At 71.9% G+C, this 23,904-nt stretch carries 16 protein-coding genes; 4 read left to right on the plus strand and 12 right to left on the minus strand.

All coding sequences use genetic code 11. From position 1 onward, the window contains the following. Positions 1-145: 145 nt before the first annotated feature. The 4 genes from ACFYQQ_RS04320 to ACFYQQ_RS04335 form a co-directional block, all read right to left on the minus strand. Positions 146-1,813, minus strand: a complete 1,668-nt coding sequence (locus ACFYQQ_RS04320; protein ID WP_388903329.1) for a DUF4153 domain-containing protein — start codon at positions 1,811-1,813, stop codon at positions 146-148. Between the two features lie 398 nt (positions 1,814-2,211). Beyond that, a complete protein-coding gene (locus tag ACFYQQ_RS04325) occupies positions 2,212-3,117 on the minus strand; it encodes an ADP-ribosylglycohydrolase family protein (RefSeq protein ID WP_356172381.1) in 906 nt (301 codons plus the stop codon). 12 nt (positions 3,118-3,129) lie between these two features. Next, positions 3,130-3,789 carry a histidine phosphatase family protein gene (locus tag ACFYQQ_RS04330; protein WP_355793940.1) on the minus strand — a complete coding sequence of 220 codons (660 nt, stop codon included), beginning with the start codon at positions 3,787-3,789 and terminating at the stop codon, positions 3,130-3,132. Between the two features lie 128 nt (positions 3,790-3,917). Beyond that, positions 3,918-4,523, minus strand: a complete 606-nt coding sequence (locus ACFYQQ_RS04335) for a YdbC family protein (protein WP_355793941.1) — start codon at positions 4,521-4,523, stop codon at positions 3,918-3,920. 153 nt (positions 4,524-4,676) lie between these two features. Here ACFYQQ_RS04335 and ACFYQQ_RS04340 point away from each other — a divergent pair, with 153 nt between their 5' ends. Then, positions 4,677-5,210 (plus strand): TerD family protein, encoded by a 534-nt coding sequence (locus ACFYQQ_RS04340; RefSeq protein WP_355793942.1) that lies wholly within the window; start codon positions 4,677-4,679, stop codon positions 5,208-5,210. Between the two features lie 308 nt (positions 5,211-5,518). Here the strand turns inward: ACFYQQ_RS04340 and ACFYQQ_RS04345 are convergent, their stop codons facing one another. Further along, entirely contained in the window at positions 5,519-8,422 is a 2,904-nt protein-coding gene (locus ACFYQQ_RS04345; protein ID WP_356172385.1) for a vitamin B12-dependent ribonucleotide reductase, read from the minus strand. Between the two features lie 165 nt (positions 8,423-8,587). Further along, a complete protein-coding gene (nrdR, locus tag ACFYQQ_RS04350; protein ID WP_355789529.1) occupies positions 8,588-9,139 on the minus strand; it encodes a transcriptional regulator NrdR in 552 nt (183 codons plus the stop codon). 516 nt (positions 9,140-9,655) lie between these two features. On the opposite strand from nrdR, the gene lexA reads away from it, so the two are divergent. Continuing rightward, on the plus strand, positions 9,656-10,432 hold the full coding sequence (gene lexA / locus ACFYQQ_RS04355; protein WP_355789532.1) for a transcriptional repressor LexA: 777 nt from the start codon (positions 9,656-9,658) through the stop codon (positions 10,430-10,432). A gap of 165 nt (positions 10,433-10,597) precedes the next feature. Here lexA and ACFYQQ_RS04360 read toward each other — a convergent pair whose 3' ends face one another. The 4 genes from ACFYQQ_RS04360 to ACFYQQ_RS04375 form a co-directional block, all read right to left on the minus strand. Further along, complete coding sequence (locus tag ACFYQQ_RS04360) at positions 10,598-12,598, minus strand: ATP-dependent DNA helicase (RefSeq protein ID WP_355789299.1); 2,001 nt, start codon at positions 12,596-12,598, stop codon at positions 10,598-10,600. Positions 12,599-12,700: 102 nt separating this feature from the next. After that, positions 12,701-13,492 (minus strand): GNAT family N-acetyltransferase, encoded by a 792-nt coding sequence (locus tag ACFYQQ_RS04365; RefSeq protein ID WP_355789296.1) that lies wholly within the window; start codon positions 13,490-13,492, stop codon positions 12,701-12,703. Between the two features lie 39 nt (positions 13,493-13,531). Continuing rightward, positions 13,532-15,673, minus strand: a complete 2,142-nt coding sequence (locus tag ACFYQQ_RS04370; protein WP_355789293.1) for an IucA/IucC family protein — start codon at positions 15,671-15,673, stop codon at positions 13,532-13,534. A 415-nt stretch (positions 15,674-16,088) separates the two neighbouring features. After that, on the minus strand, positions 16,089-17,567 hold the full coding sequence (locus tag ACFYQQ_RS04375) for a diaminobutyrate--2-oxoglutarate transaminase family protein (protein WP_388903337.1): 1,479 nt from the start codon (positions 17,565-17,567) through the stop codon (positions 16,089-16,091). A gap of 342 nt (positions 17,568-17,909) precedes the next feature. Here ACFYQQ_RS04375 and ACFYQQ_RS04380 point away from each other — a divergent pair, with 342 nt between their 5' ends. Both ACFYQQ_RS04380 and ACFYQQ_RS04385 read left to right on the plus strand, forming a co-directional pair. After that, positions 17,910-19,133 (plus strand): hypothetical protein, encoded by a 1,224-nt coding sequence (locus ACFYQQ_RS04380; protein ID WP_355791594.1) that lies wholly within the window; start codon positions 17,910-17,912, stop codon positions 19,131-19,133. Between the two features lie 270 nt (positions 19,134-19,403). Further along, on the plus strand, positions 19,404-20,603 hold the full coding sequence (locus tag ACFYQQ_RS04385; protein WP_356243866.1) for a hypothetical protein: 1,200 nt from the start codon (positions 19,404-19,406) through the stop codon (positions 20,601-20,603). 101 nt (positions 20,604-20,704) lie between these two features. On the opposite strand, the gene hflX is transcribed toward ACFYQQ_RS04385, so the two are convergent. Then, positions 20,705-22,198 (minus strand): GTPase HflX, encoded by a 1,494-nt coding sequence (gene hflX / locus ACFYQQ_RS04390; protein WP_355792093.1) that lies wholly within the window; start codon positions 22,196-22,198, stop codon positions 20,705-20,707. A gap of 169 nt (positions 22,199-22,367) precedes the next feature. Continuing rightward, on the minus strand, positions 22,368-23,852 hold the full coding sequence (locus ACFYQQ_RS04395) for a M1 family metallopeptidase (RefSeq protein ID WP_355792096.1): 1,485 nt from the start codon (positions 23,850-23,852) through the stop codon (positions 22,368-22,370). Positions 23,853-23,904: the final 52 nt, after the last annotated feature.

Raw genomic sequence — 23,904 nt, forward strand, 5'->3', positions numbered from 1 at the left:
CGAAGGCCGGGCCACGCCCGGGAGTCCGACGGCAAGGAAGTCGACCCGGCCTTCGCGGTACCGGCCCTCGCCTTACCAGGCGGGGGCCCACCCAGCCTCTCCCGATCGCCCTCAGTGCCCCCCGCGCCCTGGCGCCCCCGCCACCTCAGCGGTACGTCATCTCCTCGCTCAGGCGGTTGCAGACGGACCAGTCCGCGTTCTTCGACAGCGGTCGCTCGGCGAGGATGTCGCGGGCGCGCGCCTCGCCCCAACTGGTGGCGTACCAGGGCTCGTCGCCGTCCGTCAGGTCCTCGTCGGCGGACTGGAGCACACAGCTGCGCAGCGGCTCCTCCAGCCGGTCGAGCGCCGGTACGGCGTCGGCGGAGAGCCCGCGCGCGTACTCGACGTCGATCTTGCCGGTGTCCTCGTACCGCTGGACGTTGCGCTCGGCGATCAGCGCATCCGGCGACATCAGGCCGAAGGCGAGCACTCCCGCGGCGGCGGAGGCCGCGACGACGCGGGGCAGCCAGCGGGCTCCCCACACCCCGGCCGCCATGATGAGCACGATGACGAGACCGAGCCAGAGCTCCACCGCCACGACCGACAGTCGCAGCCGCGTCAGTCCGTACGCCTCCACGTACATGTCCATGCGCCGCACCGCGGATGCCACGACAACGAGCGCCAGGGCGCACAGAGTTCCGAGCACCCCGCGCACCAGCGTCCGGTCGCGGGTTCCGTCGCGCGGTGCCCAGCGCAGCGCCAGGACGATGACGAGCAGCGTGAGGAGGGTGGCCATCAGCAGCTGCCAGAAGCCCTGGCGCGCGTACTCGGCGTAGGTCTGGCCCGTCTGCTCCAGCACGGCGTCGTAGCCGCCGAAGAGGACGGCGAGCTGGACCGCGTTGAAGACGGCGAAGAGGACCACGAGCACGGTCAGCGGGAGCGCCCACTCGAAGCGGCCGCGGGCACGGCCCTCGGGTATCTCGGCGCGGTCCCAGTGGACGGGTGCGGCGGCCGTGTGCGCGGCGGCGAGTCCCAGTACCAGGCCGAACAACAGCAGCAGGAGGTGCCAGGGCCCGCCGGACACGGAGGCGTCCGGGAGCAGGCTGCCGAGCAGGTCGGCGAACGCGGCGTCGGCGCCCGCGAAGAGCGCGCCGAAGACCAGCAGCAGGACGGCGGTCACGGTGACGGCGCGCAGCACCGGACCGACGCGTCCCCGGGCGCCGCCCGCCCGCTCGCGCAGGCCCTGCCAGCCCCAGACGGGACCGGTGACGACGGAGTTGAACATCCCCAGCGGGCTGAGCAGCACCGCGAGCCAGCTGCGTCCGCCGTTCAGGGCGAGCGAGCCCAGTGCGACCGCGGCGACGACGGCCAGGAAGGACGGCCAGTCGGCGTCGCGCAGCGCGGGCACCGCCAGCAGGGCCAGTCCGCCGATCCCCCAGCCGAGGGTCCACGCGCGTGTGCGGCGCCCCGCGGCGCGGGCGGCGAAGTAGCCGGCGAGCGCCGCCGGGATCGCCACGAGAAGCAGGTTCAGCCCCACGCCGTCGCCCAGGAGCAGCATGCTGAGCAGGCCGGTGGCGAGCACGGCCCACAGGGTGTCCGTACGGATCGGGGCGGGCGTGCCGACGCGCAGGTCGGCGAGCCAGGACACGGGACTCGCTGCCGGGGCGGCCCAGTGGTCCTCGCCGGAACCGTGCTCGTCGGAACCCTGCTCGTCGGGTGCGTCGTTCTCCGGGACGGTGTCGTCGGGCTCGGCGCTCTTGACCGAACCGGCGCTCTCCGTCGGCCCCTTCGGCTCCGGATCTCCTGGCTCGGACGTGGACGGTGTATCGGACACGGGACCCCCTCCCAGCCGGTCCCTGCGCGGCCCCGGGCGCGCCGGAGCGGCGGGAGGGGCTGGTGACCGGTGTCTCGTCGGCGCTCGCCCGGCAAGATCAACAGGCGGCGTGGCGGCAAGGCTATCCACGGGCGACGGGTCCGGGCCGGGCGAGGGCCGCCTGTAGCAAGCCTGTGACAGAGGGGGCGGGTGTGGCGGGTGGTGAGTAATCAGCCATGTGACCGGCGCCCCCGGCAAGCCGCATCAGAGGCTGACCCGCACACGGAGATCCGCGTCACAGGCCGGTCCGCAGCTCGCGAGCCGCATCAGAGGCCGACCCGCAAGCCGCGTAAGAGGCCGACCCGCACCGGGCCGACCGCATCACAAGCCCGTGGCGAACAACCCGCCCGCCGGCAGCGTCACGCCGGAACGGCCACCCACTCCGGCAGCGGTTCCGTCCGCTCCAGCCAGGTGCTCGGCGGGGCGCCGGTCTCGGCGGAGGCGACCACGCCGCCCACGATGGCGCAGGTGGTGTCCATGTCGCCGCCCACCTGGGCGGTCGCCCAGAACGCCTCCTCGTAGCCGCCGAGGGCCCGCGCGGCCGACCAGAGGGCGAACGGCACCGTGTCGTGCGCCGTCGTACGCCGTCCGCAGCCGAGCACCGCGGCGACCGTGGCGGTGTCGCCGTAGTCGAGCATGTCCCGGGCGCGCCGCAGTCCCGCGCCGACGGCGCTGCGCGGTACGAGGGCGATGACGCCGTCGAGCAGCGCCTCGGGGCCGGGAGGACCGGCGGGGTCGGCCGCCAGGGCGGCTGCCGCGGCGACGGCCATGGCGCCGACGACGGCCTCGCGGTGCTGGTGCGTGGGGTAGGCGGAGATCTCGGCCTGGTGCGTGGCCTGCTCGGGATCGTCCGCGTACCAGGCGCCGAGCGGGGCGATCCGCATGGCCGCGCCGTTCCCCCAGGAGCCCTGGCCCTTGAAGAGCGCGGAGGACAGCTCGCGCCAGTCGCCGCCGTCCCGGATCTGCCGCAGCAGCCGGTCGACCGCGGGTCCGTAACCGCGGTCGATGTCGTGGTGCTCGGCGAAGGAGAGGGCGAGCCGGTCCTGGTCGATCCGGTGGTGCGCGGCCAGCACGGCCACGACCGAGGAGGCCATCGCGGTGTCGTCGGTCCAGCGCCACGGACCGGCGGGCAGCTCGCGGCGCTTGAGGAGCGGGTAGTTCACGGGCAGGAAGAACTGCGAGCCCAGGGCGTCTCCCACGGCGAGTCCGCGCAGGCTGGACAGGGCGCGGCTCAGGCGCCCGTCGGGAGAGGAGTCAGCGGTCATCGCCCTGCCACTCTATCCGGTGACTCCGTACGGCTCCGGATCACGCCAGCGTTCGAAAGGCCGGTCAAGTGTGTACTTGCCGTCGTCTCCGAGAACGAGCATCCGCATCTCCGCGTTCCCCGGGTTCGCCAGCGATTCGAACTCCGCGACCGTCCAGTGGAACCAGCGCATGCAGAACAGCCGCATGGCCAGTCCGTGCGTCACCAGGAGCACGTTCGGCGGGTGGTCGGGGGCCTCGAAGCTCCGGTAGAGGCTCTCCAGGAAGTTGCCGACCCGGTCGTACACGTCGGCACCGGACTCGCCCTGCGCGAAGCGGTAGAAGAAGTGGCCGTACGCGTCCCGGTACGCCTTCTGCAGGCGTACGTCGTCGCGGTCCTGCCAGTTGCCCCAGTCCTGCTCGCGCAGCCGGGGCTCCTCGCGCACGCGCACCAGTTCGGGGTCGAGGTGGAAGGCCCGGAACGTCTCGTGGGTGCGGCGGTACGGGGACACGTAAACGCTTACGCGCTCCCGGCCGAAGAGTTCCCGGAGCTGCTTGCCCCGCTCCTCCGCCTGCCGCCAGCCGGTCTCGGTGAGCGCCAGCGCGTGGTCGGGCTCGCGTTCGTACACGGTGTCATCGGCGTTGCCCACCGACTCTCCGTGCCGGACAAGAACGATGCGCCGTGGTCGAGCCATGCCGAAACCCTAGATCGAGTGACGCCCGATCGAGCACTCGTACGGGCTCCATACGGCGTAGATCACACAATTCGGCCTCGTGGGAGCGGTCGCGGACGCGTTGTGCGCCCGGGCGCGCCCCGGGCTCCTCAGACGATCCAGGAGGGTTCCAGCTGGACTATGTCGCCGGCGAGGGCGGCGACGTCCGCCTCCGTCTGGGCGCGCAGGGTGAGCCGCTCGACGCGCTCGGCGCGGTACTTGCCGTGTTCCGCCGCCGACTGCCACATGGACAGGATCAGGAACTCCGGACCGGGTGCCTCACCGAAGAGTCCGCGGATCATGCCGGGCGAGCCCGCCATCGCGGGGTTCCACACCTTCTCCTGCATGAGGGCGAAGTGCTCGGCGCGCTCCTCGTGGACCCGGCAGTGCGCCACCCGCACCAGGTCGGCGTCGGTGAACCGCGGCTCGAAGCCGGTCTTCACGTCGAAGCGGTGGTCGAAGAGTTTGGCCTGGGCGTCCTTGAAGGTGCCCGACTGCGCCGCCGCGAGCCGGTCGTGGGACCGGGCCATGAAGGAGTCGTAGAAGGCGCGGCTCTCCCAGAAGGCGAAGATGTGCGCCACCCCCGGCCGTCCCCGGCTCCAGCCCCCGCCCTGGCCCCGGAAACCCGGCTCGCCCAGGAGCCCCGCCCACTTTCGCTGCCCCCGCTCGAAACCGCGGCGGTCCACCACGGTGCAGCGAATCCACTTGACCAGCACCGCGCCATCGTAAGGCCACGGACGTGGCGCCGGTCACGCTCCGGCGGAGTGCACCCGAGCGGGCTCCCCGGCGCACGTGGCACGATGTGCAACCGTCCTTTACATCAGCCCAGTTGGGGCAGACAGACAGTGGGAACGGGGAGGGAAGATCTGGTGAACGGTCTCAGCAAGGGCATCGACAAGGTCGAGGTGGCGGTGAAGTGGGACCCGAGTCCCGCCGGGGAGCCGAACACCGATCTGGACGTCGTCGCCGCGACGTACCTGGCGGACGACCCGTACGGGAATCCCGACTACGTCGTGCACTTCGACAGCCGCTCCCCGGACGGCACCATCTATCTCGACCGGGACAGCCAGGACGGCAAGGGCTTCGGCTGGGACGAGGTCATGACCCTGGAACTGAACCGCCTGAACGGCCGCTACGCGCGCGTGGTGGTCGGCGTCGTCATACAGCAGCGTTCCGTGCACAGGACGTTCGCCGGCGTGATCAATCCCGGGCTGCGCATGCGGGAGGGTTACACGGTCCTGGCCGAGGACGACTTCAGCGGGGTGGCGGGGGCGACGGCGGCGACCGTCGGGGAGTTCGTGCGCGACGAGTCCGGGGAGTGGACCTTCCATCCCGGGATCGACGGCTTCGACACGGACCCGGCGTCCTTCACGAGGATCATGGGCGCCCGCCGCGAGGAGTGAGCCCGACACCGTGGACGACGACGGTGCGACCGGAGTGCGGCGCTCACCGAAGACGGGATCACGCGGGGCGGTACGACGGACAGCCGTGCCGCCCCGCGCGTCCGTGCCGTCGAGCGCGCACCCGGCACGCCGTAGCGCTCGCGGAACACGTTGCGCGGGCCGCCTCCGAGGCGCGGTCGTCGCAGGCTCCCTGACCGGGCGCGCCGAGCCGGGCGCGCGCGTCCTCCCCCGGAACGCCGAGTGGGGAGCCGGCGTCGTGCCGGCTCCCCACTCAGGCCGGGTGTCTCAGCCCCGGCGGGCGTTCGTCATCAGCTGCAACCGCTGGTCGAGCCGCAGCCCTCGCAGATGTAGCACGACCCGGCGCGCTGCATCTTCGTACCGCAGGAGAAGCACAGGGGGGCGTCCGCCTGGATGCCCAGCTGCATCTCCACCAGCTCGGCACTGGTGTGCGCCTGCTGCGGGGCGGGCTTGGCCGCCTCGACCTCGGCCTTCGGCGCGGCGACCGCCTTCAGTTCCTGCGCGCGGGGCGCGGACTGGGCGAGACCCTCGACGTCCATCTCCTCGTCGGTCGGCTCGTACGAGCCGGTCTCCAGGTGACGCTGACGCTCCTCGGCGGAGTGGATGCCGAGCGCGGAGCGCGTCTCGAAGGGGAGGAAGTCGAGCGCCAGGCGCCGGAAGATGTAGTCGACGATCGACTGCGCCATCCGCACGTCCGGGTCGTCCGTCATGCCGGCCGGCTCGAAGCGCATGTTGGTGAACTTCGAGACGTACGTCTCCAGCGGCACGCCGTACTGCAGGCCCACCGAGACGGCGATCGAGAAGGCGTCCATCATGCCCGCGAGGGTCGAGCCCTGCTTGGACATCTTCAGGAAGACCTCACCGAGACCGTCGTCCGGGTAGGAGTTGGCGGTCATGTAGCCCTCGGCGCCGCCCACCGTGAACGAGGTGGTGATGCCGGGCCGGCCCTTGGGGAGGCGCTTGCGGACCGGACGGTACTCGACGACCTTCTCGATCGCGGTACGGATGGTCTCCTCTGCCGTGGCCGTGACCGTGTCCGCCGCGGACTTCTCCTTCTCCTTGGTCTTCGCGGAGAGGGGCTGGCCGACCTTGCAGTTGTCGCGGTAGATGGCGAGCGCCTTGACGCCCATCTTCCACGCCTCGAAGTAGACCTCCTCGACGTCCTCGACGGTCGCCGTCTCCGGCAGGTTGACCGTCTTGGACAGCGCGCCCGAGATCCACGGCTGGATCGCGGCCATCATGCGGACGTGACCCATCGCGGAGATGGAACGCTCGCCCATGGCGCAGTCGAAGACCTCGTAGTGCTCCTGCTTGAGACCGGGGGCGTCGATCACGTTGCCGTTCTCGGCGATGTGGGCGACGATCGCCTCGATCTGCTCCTCCTGGTAGCCCAGGCGGCGCAGGGCCTGCGGCACGGTGCCGTTGACGATCTGCATCGAACCGCCGCCGACCAGCTTCTTGAACTTGACCAGGGCGAGGTCGGGCTCGAGGCCGGTGGTGTCGCAGGACATCGCGAGACCGATGGTGCCGGTCGGGGCGATGACCGACGCCTGCGCGTTGCGGAAGCCGTTCTTCTCGCCGAGGCGGAGGACGTCCTGCCAGGCCTCCGTGGCGGCGGCCCAGATCGGGGTGTCCAGGTCGTCCATGCGGACGGCCACGGCGTTGGCGTCGGAGTGCTGCTTCATGACGCGCTGGTGCGGCTGCGCGTTGCGGGCGTAGCCGTCGTACGGGCCGACGACCGCGGCGAGTTCGGCGGAGCGGCGGTACGACGTACCCGTCATCAGGGAGGTGATGGCGCCGGCGAGGGCGCGGCCGCCGTCGGAGTCGTACGCGTGGCCGGTCGCCATGAGCAGGGCGCCGAGGTTGGCGTAGCCGATGCCCAGCTGGCGGAAGGCGCGGGTGTTCTCACCGATCTTCTCGGTCGGGAAGTCCGCGAAGCAGATGGAGATGTCCATCGCGGTGATGACCAGCTCGACGACCTTCGCGAAGCGCTCGACGTCGAAGGACTGGTGGCCCTTGTTGTCGTCCTTCAGGAACTTCATCAGGTTCAGCGAGGCGAGGTTGCAGGACGTGTTGTCCAGGTGCATGTACTCGCTGCACGGGTTCGAGCCGTTGATACGGCCGGACTCCGGGCACGTGTGCCAGTGGTTGATCGTGTCGTCGTACTGGATGCCCGGGTCGGCGCAGGCCCAGGCGGCCTCGGCCATCTTGCGGAAGAGCGACTTGGCGTCGACCTCCTCGATGACCTCGCCGGTCATGCGCGAGGTGAGGCCGAACTTGCCGCCCGTCTCGACGGCCTTCATGAACGTGTCGTTCACGCGGACCGAGTTGTTGGCGTTCTGGTACTGGACGGACGTGATGTCGTCGCCGCCCAGGTCCATGTCGAAGCCCGCGTCGCGCAGGGCGCGGATCTTCTCCTCCTCCTTCACCTTGGTCTCGATGAAGTCCTCGATGTCGGGGTGGTCGACGTCGAGGATGACCATCTTGGCCGCGCGGCGCGTGGCGCCGCCCGACTTGATGGTCCCCGCGGAGGCGTCGGCGCCGCGCATGAAGGAGACGGGACCCGAGGCGTTGCCGCCGGAGGAGAGCAGCTCCTTGGAGGAGCGGATGCGGGAGAGGTTCAGGCCGGCGCCGGAGCCGCCCTTGAAGATCATGCCCTCTTCCTTGTACCAGTCGAGGATCGACTCCATGGAGTCGTCGACGGACAGGATGAAGCAGGCGGAGACCTGCTGGGGCTGGGGCGTGCCGACGTTGAACCAGACCGGCGAGTTGAAGCTGAAGATCTGGTGCAGGAGGGCGTAGGCCAGCTCGTGCTCGAAGATCTCGGCGTCGGCGGGGGAGGCGAAGTAGTTGTAGTCCTCGCCGGCCTTCCGGTACGTCTTCACGATCCGGTCGATGAGCTGCTTGAGGCTCACCTCGCGCTGCGGGGTGCCCACAGCGCCGCGGAAGTACTTGCTGGTGACGATGTTGACCGCGTTCACCGACCAGAAGTCGGGGAACTCGACGCCACGCTGCTCGAAGTTGACCGAGCCGTCGCGCCAGTTGGTCATGACGACGTCACGGCTAGCCCACTCGACCTCGTCGTACGGGTGCACGCCGGGGGTGGTGTGGATGCGTTCGACACGCAGTCCCTTGCTCGCCTTGGTGCCCTTGGCGCGGGAACTCCGTGCCGGACCGCTCGCCGTCTCTGTCATGCCGCCTCCCTGTTTCAGGCTAAAACGCCCTGAAGTGCCACGTTCTTCCCATGGCACGTTGTGTGTCTGGTACTGCGTGAGCCGCGAAACGCGGTCCCCCGCAGCAGGTCTTGGGTCGCCGCCGGTCGACCGGGGCCGGACGGATGGTCCGGGCCGGCCCGCCGGTCAGTCGGCGGCGTTCGCCGGTACGGGGACCTGGGTGGTCTCTCCGGACCCGCGGTCGGTCACCTGGCGCTCCGCGTCCGCGTCGTCACCGTCCGCGGCGGGGCGCTGCCTGGCTTCCCTGAGTTCCACGATGGCGGCCTCGAAGTCCTCCAGCGAGTCGAACGCCCGGTAGACGGACGCGAACCGCAGATAGGCGACGAGGTCGAGCTCCTGCAACGGGCCGAGTATGGCCAGCCCCACGTCGTGGGTGGTCAGTTCGGCGCTTCCGGTGGCGCGCACCGCCTCCTCGACCCGCTGGCCGAGCTGGGCGAGCGCGTCCTCGGTGACAGGCCGTCCCTGGCACGCCTTGCGCACGCCGTTGATGACCTTGGTGCGGCTGAAGGGCTCGGTGACCCCGGACCGCTTGACCACCATCAGCGAGCACGTCTCCACCGTCGTGAATCGACGGGAGCAGTCGGGGCACTGGCGGCGCCTGCGGATCGACGTGCCGTCGTCGGTCGTACGACTGTCGACGACGCGGCTGTCGGGGTGCCTGCAGAAGGGGCAGTGCATGGCTCCATCCCTCCTTCACAGCACGACTCATAGACCTCAGAGACCTCTCGGGCCCCTCGAAGCAGCCCCCAGCATAGGCGATGCCCTGGGGCGGAAAGACCCGGGGGACCACAACTTCTGGGCTGCTGTTGCAATCCAACCACTACATGTGGTGCCAGGCACGTAAATCCACACGGGGCGCGCGTGTCGCACCCGTACTGGCATGTGCCACGCGGCCGTACCGGGAGACGGGCGGGGCGGAACCCGGCGCGCGACGCACGGGAGGGGCCGGTCCACGGCCCGCGGGGCACCTGATGGCAGACTGGCCGCGGCCCACCGCCGTCGGCACGCTCGCCACCCCGGCGGTGAAGAGTACAGGAATCAACCGTTCTGTCCGCCGGGCACCGCGTCAGCTATTACACCCAGACACATGATCACGTCAGTGAATTCCCGGTTTTTCACTCGAACGTGTGTTTGGCGCAACCTTTCGAAAGCCACTACCGTTGTCCAGCAGGGAGACCATCGAGAGGGGCCGACGTGACCACCACCGCAGACAGTGCCACCATCACTGCCCAGGACCGCTCCCAGAGCCGACTCGAGCCGGTGCATGCGATGAACGAAGCCATGAATCCTGAGGGACCCAAGCGGTCCCTGCCCGGCCGACCTCCAGGCATCCGGGCGGACAGTTCCGGGCTCACGGACCGACAGCGCCGGGTGATCGAGGTCATCAGGGACTCCGTGCAGCGGCGCGGGTACCCGCCGTCGATGCGGGAGATCGGTCAGGCGGTCGGCCTGTCCAGCACGTCGTCCGTCGCCCACCAGCTGATGGCGCTGGAGCGCAAGGGCTTCCTGCGCCGCGACCCGCACCGCCCCCGGGCGTACGAGGTCCGCGGTTCCGACCAGTCCTCCGTGCAGCCCACGGACACCGCGGGCAAGCCCGCCGCGTCGTACGTGCCGCTCGTGGGCCGTATCGCCGCCGGCGGTCCGATCCTCGCCGAGGAGTCGGTCGAGGACGTCTTCCCCCTCCCCCGGCAGCTGGTCGGCGACGGCGAGCTGTTCGTCCTGAAGGTCGTCGGTGACTCGATGATCGAGGCGGCCATCTGCGACGGGGACTGGGTGACGGTCCGCCGCCAGCCGGTGGCGGAGAACGGCGACATCGTGGCCGCCATGCTCGACGGCGAGGCCACGGTCAAGCGGTTCAAGCGCGAGGACGGCCACGTGTGGCTGCTGCCGCACAACAGCGCGTACCAGCCGATCCCGGGCGACGAGGCCACCATCCTGGGCAAGGTGGTCGCGGTGCTGCGGCGGGTGTGACCGCCCGCGGCGGGCACCCTGCTCCACAGCCCGCCCCAAGACCGGGCCCCGGGACCACCTGCGCCGGTTCCGGGGCCCTGCGCTGTCCCCGCCATGGAGCGGCGGCGCGCTTCGGGCCTGTCCCCTCGGGGGCAGGCCCGAACCCATGCCCTGGTCGTGTCCGGCTCAGGAGGCGTCGCTCTCCTCGGCGGCCGCGTCCTCCGCCTTGCGGGCGGCCTCGTCGATCGCGGCCAGTGACCTGCGCACCTGATTGCGGTCCGTCGTGTACCAGAAGTCGGGCAGCGAGGCCTTGAGGTAACTGCCGTAGCGGGCCGTCGCCAGCCGCTGGTCCAGTACCGCGACCACACCGCGGTCCCCCGACGCCCGTACGAGGCGGCCGGCGCCCTGGGCCATCAGCAGCGCGGCGTGGGTGGCGGCGACGGCCATGAAGCCGTTGCCCCCCGCCTCCTCGACCGCCTTCTGGCGGGCGCTCATCAAAGGGTCGTCGGGGCGCGGGAACGGGATCTTGTCCATGACCACCAGCTGACAGCTGGGCCCGGGCACGTCGACGCCCTGCCACAGGGACAGCGTGCCGAACAGACACGTCTTCGGGTCGGCGGCGAAGTTCTTGATCAGCTCGCCGAGCGTCTCCTCGCCCTGAAGCAGGATGGGGAACTCGGGGATGCGCGTGCGCAGTTCCTCGGCCGCGAGCTGAGCGGCCCGCATCGAGGAGAACAGGCCGAGTGTCCGGCCGCCCGCCGACTGGATCAGCTCCGTCAGCTCGTCCAGCATGTCCGCGCGGTCGCCGTCGCGCGCGGGACGCGACAGGTGCTTGGCGACGTAGAGGATGCCCTGCCTGGGGTAGTCGAAGGGCGATCCGACGTCGACGCCCTTCCACTGCGGCAGGTCCTCGTCCTCCACCCCCTCGGGGCCGAGGCCGAGCGAGGCCCCTACGCCGTTGAAGTCGCCGCCCAGCTTCAGGGTCGCCGAGGTCAGCACGACCGACCGGTCCGCGAAGAGCTTCTCCCTCAGCAGCCCGGACACCGACATGGGCGCGACCCGCAGCGAGGCGCCGAAGCGGTCATGACGCTCGTACCAGACGACGTCCCACTCCGAGCCGTTCGTGATGCGCTCCGCCACGTCGTGCACGGACTCCACCGAGGCGAGGGCCTGCTTGCGCACCGCGTCCTCGTCCTGGACGGATTTGTCGCGGGTGGCGCCGATCGCCGAGATCACCGTGCGGGCGGCGTCCCGCAGCGCCATCAGCGCGTATCCAAGGTCCTCGGGGATCTCTTCCAGGCGACCGGGCAGGGCCAGCTCCATGAGCCGCTCGAAGCCCTCGGCGGCGGTCTGGAGCTGGTCGGCGGCCTTCTCGTTGACCAGCTTTGCCGACCGGCGCACGGCGCGGTTGACCTGGCCGGGGGTGAGCTCTCCGGTCGCGACGCCGGTGACCCGGGAGACCAGCTCGTGGGCCTCGTCCACGATGAGGACCTCGTGCTGCGGCAGGACCGGCGCGCCCTCGATGGCGTCGATCGCGAGCAGCGCGTGATTGGTGACGACGACGTCCGCGAGCTTGGCGCGCTCCCGTGCCATCTCGGCGAAGCACTCGGCGCCGTACGCGCACTTCGTGGCGCCCAGGCACTCCCGGGAGGACACCGAGATCTGCGCCCAGGCACGGTCGGAGACGCCGGGGGTCAGGTTGTCCCGGTCCCCGGTCTCCGTCTCGTCCGACCAGTCGCGCAGGCGGACCAGGTCCTGTCCGAGCTTGCTGGTGGGGGCGGCCGCCTCGAACTGGTCGAAGAGGCCCTCCTCCTCGTCCTGCGGCATGCCCTCGTGCAGCCGGTGCAGGCACAGGTAGTTCGACCGGCCCTTGAGCATCGCGAAGGAGGGACGGCGGCGCAGCAGCGGATGCAGCGATTCCACGGTCCGCGGGAGGTCCCGCTCGACGAGCTGCCGCTGGAGCGCCAGGGTGGCCGTCGCCACGACGACGCGCTCCCCGTGCGCGAGCGCGGGCACCAGGTAGCCGAGCGATTTTCCGGTGCCGGTGCCGGCCTGGACCAGGAGATGGGATCCGTCGTCGATGGCGCCCGCGACGGCTTCGGCCATGGTCACCTGGCCGGGACGCTCCGTACCGCCGACGGCGGTGACGGCGGCGTGCAGGAGTTCGGGGAGTGAGGGCTTCGTCATAGCGCGACCACCCTACGGGGCAGGACTGACAACCGTGCGATCACGCCGGTGGCCGGGGACGCGATCGGGACGGCGGCGGCCGGACGCCTCGGGGCGTCCGCGCTACAGCGCATCGCGCAGGCCCCGGTCCCTGATCATGAGGGCGGCCCGCTTGCCGGGCAGGTCCACCTCGGCGGAGAACCGGAAACCGGCGCTCATGAACGCCGAGACGGAGGGGGTGTTGCGCAGGTCGGGTTCCGCGACGACCCGCGCGCAGGCCGGGCGGTTCTCGTGCACGAGGTCGGCGACGGCACGGAGCAGCGCCGAGCCGACGCCCCGCCCCCGGTCGGCGACGCCGCCGATCAGGAGGTGGATTCCGGTGTCGTTCGGGCGGGCCGGGTAGTGGCGGGCCAGCGGGTCGAGGTCGGCCCGGTAGAGCTCCCAGTAGCTCATCGGGGTGCCGTCGAGGACGCCGAGGCAGGGCACGCTGCGTCCGTCGTCGGCGAGCCGGTCCCGCAGATGCCGCTCGGTCACGGCCTCGGGTCCGGCGAGTTCCCAGAACGCGGCGACGGCGGGGTCGTTCATCCACCGCGTGACGAGCGCGAGGTCGCGTCCGAGCCGGACGGGGACGAGCTGGAAGACGCCCACGGCTGTGGCGGCGGGTCCCCAGGTGTCGACGCGGTCGAGCAGGTCCTCGCCCGCCGGAGCGGACGCGTCCGCCGCGGCCCCCTTCGCCCCGCCCGACGCGGCGTGCGGCCCGGCCTCCTCGGCGATGAGGGCGAGGAACTCGTCGGGCAGGCGCAGGTCCAGGGTGTCCTCGCTGTCCGAGTCCTGGCCGGGCCCCTGCTCGGCGCCGAGGCCGGTGACGGGGGCGGGGGCGGTTGCGGCGTCGGTGCTCGCATCGGTGGGAGGCACGGCGACGCTCCTCTCGGGAGACGGGATGGGGCGTGTTCCTCAGGGACGGCAGGGGTTGGTGATCGTGACGTACACGGACTGGGTGTCCACCGGGCCGACCAGTTCGTCGAGGCCGTGCAGCCGGGTCAGCAGGTTGGCCTTGCAGCGCAGGACGGGCGAGTCCAGGAGGTGCGCGGGCAAGGTGCTGCGCAGTCGGTCCGGACCGGTGGCCACGCCGGTGAGGAACCGGCGGAAGGCGGCGAGCAGCACCTGTTCCCCGGCCAGGCGCTGGGAGCCGAAGGCGCCGATGAGGCCCAGTACGTTGTTGACGGCGAGGTAGTAGGCGAAGCGCTCGTCGGTGACCTCGTCGGAGACGAACGTGTCGCTCCGCTCGCCGATGCCGGGCAGCCGGGCGTCGAGCTCCGCACGCCGTGAGGCACGGAAGTAGTAGCCCTGGTTGTCGCGGTAGCGGCCCCCGGCGGGCCAGCCCTCGGGGTCCAGCACGAGCAGGGTGTTCTGCTGGTGCGCCTCCAGGGCGATCCCGGCCTCGCCGTCCAGCCAGAGCAGCGGGCGCACGACCTGTTCGAGGTAGCGCAGGAACCACTCGGCGGCCACGGCGCCGCGGGGGCGGCCGGTCCGGGCGGCGAGCCGGGTGACGACCTCGGCCAGTCGGGATCTCATGACCGGGTGGGACCGGTCGCGGGAGTCGGGGTGCGGTCGGGGCGAGACGAAGCCGGCCACGCAGGAGACGTCGTCCGTCGGGCCGAAGGGGTTGTGCCGGATCACCGCGTCGAGCCCCTGCACGGGCTCCCCGTCGGTGCCGTCGACGGCGACCCAGGCGGGGTCGCGGACGATGTCGAAGCCCGGGTGGGCGGTGTGCCACCGCCTGGACAGGCCAGCGCGCAGCAGCCGGTGCACCTCGACGCCGCGATGGAGTTCCTTGCGGAGGTTCTCGCGGCGGGAGTTGGTGATGCGCAGGGCGAGCGACAGCTTGAGCATCGCGGGGGCACCGGAGCGGTAGAGGGTGCGCACGGAGGACGTGGGATGCCAGTCGGGGCCGTACGGGCCCAGGTCGCGCAGCAGCCCGGCGGCGAACAGCGCCTCGGTCTGCGGACGGTGCCGGATCTCGTGAGCCTGCCAGGGGTGCAGCGGCAGGGCGGTGTGCCCGTCGGGCAGCGGCAGCCCGGCGCCGGCGAGCCGCGCGGTCAGCTCTCCGGCGGTCACGGGGCGTCCGCGTTCGGTCCACGCCGAGTCCGTGGCGAGCACCGAGGGGGCGACGGCCAGCCAGTGCGGCGGGAAGGAGCCGCGCAGCTCGGGCGAGTACCGCCGGGCGTCGGCGTCGGAGAGCCCTTCGCGGCTCTTGGGCGTCGGGTGCAGCGGGTGCCCGAGGAGGAGCGCCTGCTCGGCGGAGAGGAACAGGTCGGGGCCGTCGCCGGGCCGCTTCCGGCGGTCGGCGACGAAGACGGCGGTGCGCCGCACGGAGTCGGCGACCCGCCCGACCAGGTCGTTCACGTCACCGACCCCGCCGTGGGGCCCGGAGGGAGCGGGACCGGGCTCGGAGGTGCCGTCGGCGGGGGCGGGCGGGGCGTCCTGCACCGACGCGGAGGGGGTGCTCGCCAGGTCTCCCGAAGGGGCGGGCGGTGCCTGTTCGGAGCCCTCGGTGGGAGCGGGCGGGGCCTGCGTCGAGTGCCCGTCCGGAGCAGGCTCCTGCGTGGCATCTCCCGTCGGGACGAGCCGGCCCCCCGACGGGCCTCCCTCGGGGGTGCTCGGCGTCTCCCGGGAGAGCAGGGCGGCCAGCGTCACCGCGTCGACGGGAGGGGCCCAGTCCGGGGCGGTGGCCACGTACGGGAGCCCGAAGCGGTGCCATCCGGTCGGGGACCAGTAGCGGACGGGAGCCAGGAGGACCGTGCCGGTCGCCCGGAGAGGGATGCGCAGGACGCCGTCGTCGGGGGCCGGGAGGTCGTTCTCGCGTACCCAGCAGCGCAGCAGGTTCTCGATGGCCGCCGCCTGGGCCGCCGTGTGCGGATCCGGGTGCTCGATCAGGTCCGTGGCCTCGCGCGACCGCGGGCTCTCGGCGGTCGGCGCCCCGTCCTTCTGCCGGGGTACCGACGCGGTCTCCGGCGCCGGTGCGGCCGCCTGGACGCCGTCGGAATCCGGCGCGGGGCCCTGCGGCGGGCCGTCGGATGCTGGGGTCGGATTCACGGGCGTTCCTCGTGTTCTGGGTCTGCGTTCGTGCGGTCGGTCTGTGGTGCGCCGGGACGGTGCCGGGGTGCGCGTCCTGCGCGGGTCTTCCGGGCCGCCCTGGTTGCCGGGGGACGGGCTGGGCGGGGGTGACGTCTCCGGGCGGGTTCCCGCCTGGGGTGCAGTCGGCGGCGAGGGGATCGCACGTGCCAAGCCCGACGGTGGCGACCGCACGTCCGGCCGAGGGCGACCGACGGCAGCCACCAAGTCGCCCTTGGCACCGGCCCCTTGCCCTCGTGAGCCGTACGCCGAGAGCGGTGGCCGGTCGCGTCGACACCGTGGCCGCAGCCCGGGACCGTCTCCGGTCGCCCCCAGCCGGTCGGCGCCTCACGTGGCCCACGCTCGCCGCCACGGCACTGCCCCGCACCGCCCCGAACTACCCCGTCCCGTCGGTCTCCCGCCCCTCGCTCGCACGGTCCCGTGCGTCGGGAGCGGGTCCGCCGCTCCCCCGCCCGGCGGCGGGGCCGGTCTCGGCGGGTCCGCGGGCCACCGCCTCCACCGCGTCGGCGAGCCGTTCCAGGACGGCGTTCGCCTGTTCGTCGGTGATCGTCAGGGGCGGGAGCAGACGTACGACGCTCTCGCGGCGGCCGCCGAGTTCGACGATCAGACCGCGTCGCAGGCACTCCCGCTGGACGGCGGAGGCGAGGTGCGGCGCGGCGGGGGGCGGGTCCGTGCCGGCGGCGTCCGGCTCGACCAGCTCCAGGCCGATCATCAGCCCCCTGCCGCGGACGTCCCCGACGCAGTCGAACTGGCCGCCCAGCGCGCGGAGTTGTCCGAGCATGCGGGCCCCCAGTCCGGCGGCGCGCTCGGCGAGACGGTTCTCGCGGACGTGTCCGAGGGTCGCCGTGCCCGCGGCCATGGCGAGCTGGTTCCCGCGGAAGGTGCCCGCGTGGGCGCCGGGCGGCCACACGTCGAGCTCCTCGCGGTAGACCACGACGGCCAGCGGGAGGCTGCCGCCGATGGCCTTGGAGAGGACCATCACGTCGGGGGTGACGCCGCTGTGCTCGACGGCCCAGAAGGCGCCGGTGCGGCCGACGCCCGTCTGGATCTCGTCGGCGATCAGCGGGATGGACCGGGTCCGGGTGATCTCCCGCATGCGCCGCATCCAGGCGTCCGGCGCGGGGATCACCCCGCCCTCGCCCTGGACCGGTTCGAGGATCATCCCGGCGGGGTGCGGCACGCCCGACTTGGTGTCGTCGAGGACCGACTCGGTCCAGCGGGCGGCGAGTTCGGCACCCCGGTCGCCGCCCACGCCGTAGGGGCACCGGTAGTCCTGGGGGTACGGCAGCCGCGCCACCCGTACCTCTGTCGCGCCCCCGGACGCTTCGAGCGCCCCCGCCGTCATGCCGTGGTAGGCGCCGGTGAAGGCGAGCATCGCGGTGCGTCCGGTCGCGGCGCGCACCAGTTTGAACGCGGCCTCCACGGCGTCCGTGCCCGCCGGTCCGCAGAACTGCACCCGTGCCCCGTCGGCGAACGCGGACGGCAGGGTGCGGAACAGCTCGGTGGTGAAGGCGTCCTTGACGGGGGTGGCGAGGTCGAGGGCGTGCAGGGGCGCCCCCGAGTCGAGGACCTTCCTGATCGCCTCCAGCACCACCGGGTGGTTGTGCCCGAGGGCCAGGGTCCCGGCCCCGGAGAGGCAGTCCAGGTAGCGGCGCCCGTCGGCTCCCTCGATCGTCAGCCCGCGCGCGCGGACGGGCACGACGGGCAGGGCGCGCGCGTAGGTGCGCGCGGCGGACTCACGCGCCGACTGGCGCCGCAGGATCCCCTCGTGCGCCGCGTGCGCCTCCGGGGAGCCGCCCTCCGTGTGTGCCCCGTCGGGCTCACGCCCCATCACCGCAGACTCCGTCACGGCCACGACTACCGGTCCTCCCGCTGTTCACAGGCGAGTTGGCGGGGGTTTCGAACGCACGCTGGACGCCCCCCGTACCTACCAACGACGCGGCGGGCAAGGGGAAGCGGGTGAACCGAAGATCCTTGCCGTGACGGAACCGTTGCCGTTCCGTGGGAAGTCCCCCACAGCGACCGCATAGTGTGTGGTGCCGTTCAGGAGTACGGAAAACGGGCCACCGGCCCCGCCGCCGCGTCCCACGGTCCCCCGGTCGGGGGGCCGCGCCGGCGGATCCGTGCCCGGCTGCATGTGTACGGCCGCTGCCTCGGCAGCGCAGATGTTTCTCACGCCCCAGGGGGAGTTCACACCATGCGATCCATACGCCCGCCCTTCACCGCCCGCCGAGGGGGGAGCAAGCGCCGCAGGACCTCCCCCGTACTGGTCGCCGTGGGTCTGACGGCGACGCTGGCGCTCACCGCGACCGCGTGCGGCTCGGGCGACGAGAAGACGAACGCCGAGGCGTCCGCGACCCAGAGCAGCGACGGCAAGATCAAGATCCCGGACAGCGTCAAGGACAAGCTCAAGGAACACGGCTTCGACCTGGACAAGTGGAAGGGCGGCGCCTGGAAGGACTGGGACCGGGACGACTGGCTGCGCGAGGCCGACGAGTTCATCAACCCGATCATCAAGGACCTGTGGGACCCGGACCGGATGCGGGACGCGGACGACCCGGACCAGGACAAGGGCGTCGACGAGAACGACATCTCCGGCGACCAGGGTGTCACCGACGCGACGCCGGTTCCGGTGACCGCCCGTTCCGTGCGGGCCGCTTACCACGACAGCGTGCCCGAGGCGGGCAAGGTGTTCTTCGACTCCCCCGAGGGCACGATGGTCTGCTCGGCGACCGTGGTGAAGGACCCGGCCCACCCGGGCAAGTCGAACATGGTGTGGACGGCGGGGCACTGCGTGCACGCGGGCAAGAAGGGCGGCTGGTACCGCAACATCGCGTTCGTGCCGGCGTACAACAACGCCGGTGAGAACGCCGCCCAGTTGCAGGACGCCAGTAAGACCGAGATCGCTCCGTACGGCGTGTGGTGGAGCGACTGGGCGCAGACCTCCGACCAGTGGATCGAGCAGGGGGGCGCGACGGGCGGCGAGGGCGCACCGTACGACTTCGCGGTGCTGCACGTGACCCCGGAGAAGGGCAGCGACGGCAAGTCCCTGGAGGAGACGGTCGGTTCGGCCCTGCCGGTGGAGTTCAACGCGCCGGCCGTGCCCGAGGTGTCGAGCATCACCGCGACCGGTTACCCGGCGGCGGCGCCGTACGACGGCCAGAAGCTGTTCCAGTGCACGGACGAGCCGGGGCGGCTGTCGATCGTGAAGTCCGACCCGACGATGTACCGCATCGGCTGCACGATGACCGGCGGTTCGTCCGGCGGCGGCTGGGTGGCGAAGGGGGCCGACGGCAAGCCCGCGCTGGTCTCCAACACCTCGATCGGCCCGGTGAGTTCGGGCTGGCTGGCGGGTCCGCACCTGGGGGCCGAGGCCAAGGGTGTGTACGACTCGGTGAGCGAGAAGTTCGCCGGGCGGTGACCGGGTCCGGTTGACCCGAGGCGGAGCGACGGCGATGGAGGGCGCGCGCCGGCCGGGGTGCTTCACAGCGCCGTGGCCGACGCGGCGGAGGGAACGGCCGGCGGGTGCGATGGGCGCACCGGCCGCGTCCGGAAACCTTCACCGTCCCGCCGTCGTCCGCCCGCGACTGCCCGGGCATAGTGGGGTGTCGCGTTCGAGCGGGTCCACGGAAGGCCGGCTCCGCGCCTGACAAGCACATGACAGCAACGCTTCAACGGGGGTTACCACAGCATGCGTTCCGTACGTACGTCCGTCGCGCGCCGGCCCGGCAGGCGCGGCGTCCTGCTCGCCACGGGGCTGCTCGCGGCCCTGTCCCTCACCGCCACCGCCTGCGGCTCGGGTGACGACACGGCGGGCGACAAGCCCGCCGCCACCGCGTCCGGGGCGGACGGCCAGGACAGCGCCCGGGTTCCCGGCGACCTCGCGGACCGGCTCAAGGAGCACGGCATCGACGTGGATCGGTGGAAGGACGGCGGATGGAAGAACTGGGACAAGGACAAGTGGCTCAGTGAGGCCAAGGACTTCGTCAACCCGGTGATCGACGGGCTGTGGAAGCCCGAGCGCATGAAGTCCGCCAAGGACCCCGACAAGACGATCTCGTCCAAGGACGCGACCGCCGACCAGGGCGTCAGCGACCCCGCGCCCGAGCCGGTCCCGGCCAAGGCGGAGAAGACGCCGTACCACGAGAACGCGGCGCCGGTCGGCAAGGTCTTCTTCGACTCCCCCGAGGGCTCGATGGTCTGTTCCGGGACGGTCGTCAAGGACGTCAACCACCCGGGCAGGTCCAACCTGGTGTGGACCGCGGGCCACTGCGTGCACGCGGGCGGTGGCGGCGGCTGGTACCGCAACATCGCCTTCGTCCCGTCCTACAACGACCTGAACAAGTCCGAGGCGCAGCTGAGCGGTGCCACGGCCCGGGAGATGGCCCCCTACGGCCAGTGGTGGGCCGACTGGGCGGCCACCTCCGACCAGTGGATCTCCGGCGGCGACGAGACCGGCGGCGCGGGCGCCCCGTACGACTACGCCGTGCTGCACGTGAAGCCGGAGCAGGGCGGAAAGTCCCTGGAGGAGACGGTCGGCAACGCGCTGGCCGTGGACTTCTCCGCGCCGTCCGCCCGCGACGCGGGTGCCATGGGCGCCTGGGGCTACCCCGCCGCGCCTCCGTACAACGGTCTGAGCATGTTCAAGTGCGTCGACCGGCCCGGGCGCCTCTCGCTCAGGCCGGGCCTGCCGACGATGTACCGCATCGGCTGCACCATGACCGGCGGCTCGTCCGGCGGCGGCTGGTTCCGCGTCGTCGACGGCAGGACGAAGCTGGTGTCGAACACGTCGATCGGCCCGTCCGACAACACCTGGCTCGCCGGACCGCAGCTCGGAAAGGGCGCCGAGGCGCTGTACCAGAACATGAGCAAGAAGTACGGCGGCCGGTAGCCGCCGCCCGCCCCGACAGCACACACGGCGAAGGCCCGCTCCCGAGAGAGGGAGCGGGCCTTCGCCGTGTACCGGTGGTGCGTACCGCCGGGCCTACCGGGTCAGGCGAGCGGTGCCGGGACGTACGGCGCGAGATCCGCCGCCAGCTCCTCGTGCACCCGCGCCTTGAGCAGCGTGCCCTCCGGGGTGTGCTCCTCGGAGATGACGTCGCCCTCGTCGTGCGCCCGCGCGATCAGCTGGCCCTGCGTGTACGGCACGAGCGCCTCGATCTCCACCGAGGGACGCGGCAGCTCGTTGTCGATGAGCGCGCGCAGCTCGGCGATGCCCCGGCCGGTACGGGCCGAGATGGCGATGGAGCGCTTCTCGTTGCGCATCAGCCGCTGGAGCACCAGCGGGTCCGCGGCGTCCGCCTTGTTGATCACCACGATCTCGGGCACCTTCGTGGCGCCCACGTCGCGGATGACCTCGCGCACGGCGGCCAGCTGCTCCTCCGGAGCCGGGTGCGAACCGTCCACCACGTGCAGGATCAGGTCGGAGTCGCCGACCTCCTCCATCGTGGAGCGGAACGCCTCGACCAGGTGGTGCGGCAGGTGCCGTACGAAGCCGACCGTGTCGGCCAGCGTGTACAGCCGGCCGCTCGGGGTCTCGGCCCGGCGCACGGTCGGGTCGAGGGTCGCGAACAGCGCGTTCTCGACGAGCACGCCCGCGCCCGTGAGGCGGTTGAGCAGCGAGGACTTGCCCGCGTTCGTGTAGCCCGCGATGGCGACCGAGGGCACCTTGTGGCGCCTGCGCTCCTGGCGCTTGATCTCGCGGCCCGTCTTCATGTCCGCGATCTCCCGGCGCATCTTCGCCATCTTCTCGCGGATACGGCGCCGGTCCGTCTCGATCTTGGTCTCACCGGGACCACGGGTGGCGAGGCCACCGCCCTTGCCGCCGCCCATCTGACGGGACAGCGACTGACCCCATCCGCGCAGTCGCGGCAGCATGTACTGCATCTGCGCGAGGGCGACCTGCGCCTTGCCCTCACGGGACTTGGCGTGCTGGGCGAAGATGTCCAGGATCAGGGCCGTCCGGTCGATGACCTTGACCTTGACGACGTCCTCGAGGTGGATCAGCTGGCCGGGGCTCAGCTCACCGTCGCAGATCACGGTGTCGGCGCCGGTCTCCAGGACGATGTCCCGCAGCTCGTTGGCCTTGCCGGATCCGATGTACGTGGCCGCGTCGGGCTTGTCGCGGCGCTGCACCACACCGTCGAGCACGAGCGCTCCCGCGGTCTCCGCCAGGGCGGCCAGCTCGGCCAGCGAGTTCTCCGCGTCGGTCATGGTGCCCGTGGTCCAGACACCGACGAGCACGACCCGCTCCAGGCGGAGCTGCCGGTACTCGACCTCGGTGACGTCCTCGAGCTCCGTGGAGAGGCCCGCGACGCGGCGCAGCGCGGCACGCTCGGAACGGTCGAACTGCTCGCCGTCCCGCTCTTCGTCGATCTCGTGGCTCCAGGCGACGTCCTCTTCCATCAGGGCATCGGCCCGAAGACCTTCGGGGTAGTTCTGCGCGAGGCTCTGCGCGTCCTGGGAAGGGGAAGAAGAGGAGGTCATTGGATCCTTACGTCGATGGGACCTGCGAGTCGGCGACGGACGTCACCCGACATGAGGGACAACGTCCGGGGGCCCGGGGAGATTCCCGGTGCCCGCGGCGCCGGCCCCGAGGGGCGGTGCCGCCGACCTGAAAGATGGTCGCACGGCACGCCCCGTCTCGTCACGCGACTTATCGCCTGCCCTGTCGCGCCGGCGGGGCGTCGCTCTTCCAGTCCGGGTGCCCCGGCATGGGCGGTGTCTTCGTGTCGTACAGCCACGCGGCGAAGAACCCGCCTAGGTCGCGTCCGGACATCGTCGAGGCCAGGCGCACGAAGTCCGAGGTGGACGCCGTGCCGTCCTGGTGGAGGGCCACCCAGGTCCGCTCCAGGCGCTCGAAGGCGGGGCGCCCGATCTCCTGCCGGAGCGCGTACAGCACCAGTGCGGCCCCGTCGTAGACGTTGGGCCGGAAGATGCTGATCTTCTGCCCCGGCTTGGGCCCCTTGGGCGCGGCGGGCGGCCCGCCGGTCGCCCGCCAGGAGTCGGAGGCGCGATAGGCGGCCTTCATGCGCGTCTCCATGGGCCGGTCGGCCTTCTCCTCGGAGTACAGGGCCTCGTACCAGGTGGCGTGGCCCTCGTTCAGCCACAGGTCGGACCAGGTGCGAGGGCTGACGCTGTCGCCGAACCACTGGTGGGACAGCTCGTGCACCATGATCGACTCGACGTACCACTTCGGGTACGCGGGCTCGGTGAAGACATCCTTCTCGAACAGCGAGAGGGTCTGGGTCTCCAGCTCGAAGCCGGTCTGCGCCTCGGCCATCAGCAGCCCGTACGTCTCGAAGGGGTACCGGCCGACCTTCTCCTCCATCCAGGCGATCTGCCCCGGCGTCCGCTTCAGCCACGGCTCCAGGCGGTCGCGGTCCTCGGTGGGCACGACGTCGCGCAGCGGCAGCCCGTGCGGTCCGCTCCGGTGCACCACGGTGGAGCGCCCGACGGAGACCTGGGCCAGCTCGGTGGCCATCGGGTGTTCGGTGCGGTACGTCCAGGTGGTGGCCCCGGTCCGGCGGTCCGTTCCGGCGGGCAGGCCGTTGGCGACGGCCGTGTACCCCTCGGGGGCGGTGACGCGGATGGTGAACATCGCCTTGTCGGAGGGGTGGTCGTTGCACGGGAACACCAGGTGGGCGGCGTCCGCCTGGTTGGCCATGGCGAGGCCGTCCCGGGTCCGGACCCAGCCGCCGTCCCGGCCGTCGGCGGAGACGGGGTCGCTGGTGTGCCGCACGGTGACGCGCACCGCGCTGCCCGCGGGGAGCGGCTCCTGAGGGGTGATCACCAGGTCCTCGCCGGCGCTCGTGAAGGCGGTCGGCACGCCGTCGACCTCGACGCCCCGCACGGTGCCGTGCGCGAAGTCCAGGTTGATCCGCTCCAGCGGGGCGGTGGTGCGCGCGGCGATCGTGGTCACGGCGGTGAGCGGCTTGTCGTTCGAGCCGGGGTAGGTGAAGGCGAGGTCGTAGGACGCGACGTCGTAGCCGGGGTTGCCCAGGTGCGGGAAGAGGCGGTCGCCGACACCGAGAGGCGCGGCCGGTGAGGGGGCGCTCGCGGCGAGGAGGCAGACGGACACGGCGGACGCGAGCAGCGCCGTCGTGACGCGTCGCGCGCCGGGGCGGGGGGTGAGCAGCATGGACCACCGCTACCAGCGCGCACGGGCCCCGCGGTGACGACGCGCACCGGGC

The organism is Streptomyces sp. NPDC005496, from assembly GCF_042872045.1.
Lineage (GTDB): Bacteria > Actinomycetota > Actinomycetes > Streptomycetales > Streptomycetaceae > Streptomyces.

Coding starts and splice junctions, on each gene's coding strand:
- ACFYQQ_RS04325 (WP_356172381.1), bottom strand. CDS start 3,117: ATGACCGCTGACTCCTCTCCCGACGGGCGCCTGAGCCGCGCCCTGTCC.
- ACFYQQ_RS04330 (WP_355793940.1), bottom strand. CDS start 3,789: ATGGCTCGACCACGGCGCATCGTTCTTGTCCGGCACGGAGAGTCGGTG.
- ACFYQQ_RS04345 (WP_356172385.1), bottom strand. CDS start 8,422: ATGACAGAGACGGCGAGCGGTCCGGCACGGAGTTCCCGCGCCAAGGGC.
- nrdR (WP_355789529.1), bottom strand. CDS start 9,139: ATGCACTGCCCCTTCTGCAGGCACCCCGACAGCCGCGTCGTCGACAGT.
- ACFYQQ_RS04360 (WP_355789299.1), bottom strand. CDS start 12,598: ATGACGAAGCCCTCACTCCCCGAACTCCTGCACGCCGCCGTCACCGCC.
- ACFYQQ_RS04380 (WP_355791594.1), top strand. CDS start 17,910: ATGCGATCCATACGCCCGCCCTTCACCGCCCGCCGAGGGGGGAGCAAG.
- ACFYQQ_RS04385 (WP_356243866.1), top strand. CDS start 19,404: ATGCGTTCCGTACGTACGTCCGTCGCGCGCCGGCCCGGCAGGCGCGGC.
- hflX (WP_355792093.1), bottom strand. CDS start 22,198: ATGACCTCCTCTTCTTCCCCTTCCCAGGACGCGCAGAGCCTCGCGCAG.
- ACFYQQ_RS04395 (WP_355792096.1), bottom strand. CDS start 23,852: ATGCTGCTCACCCCCCGCCCCGGCGCGCGACGCGTCACGACGGCGCTG.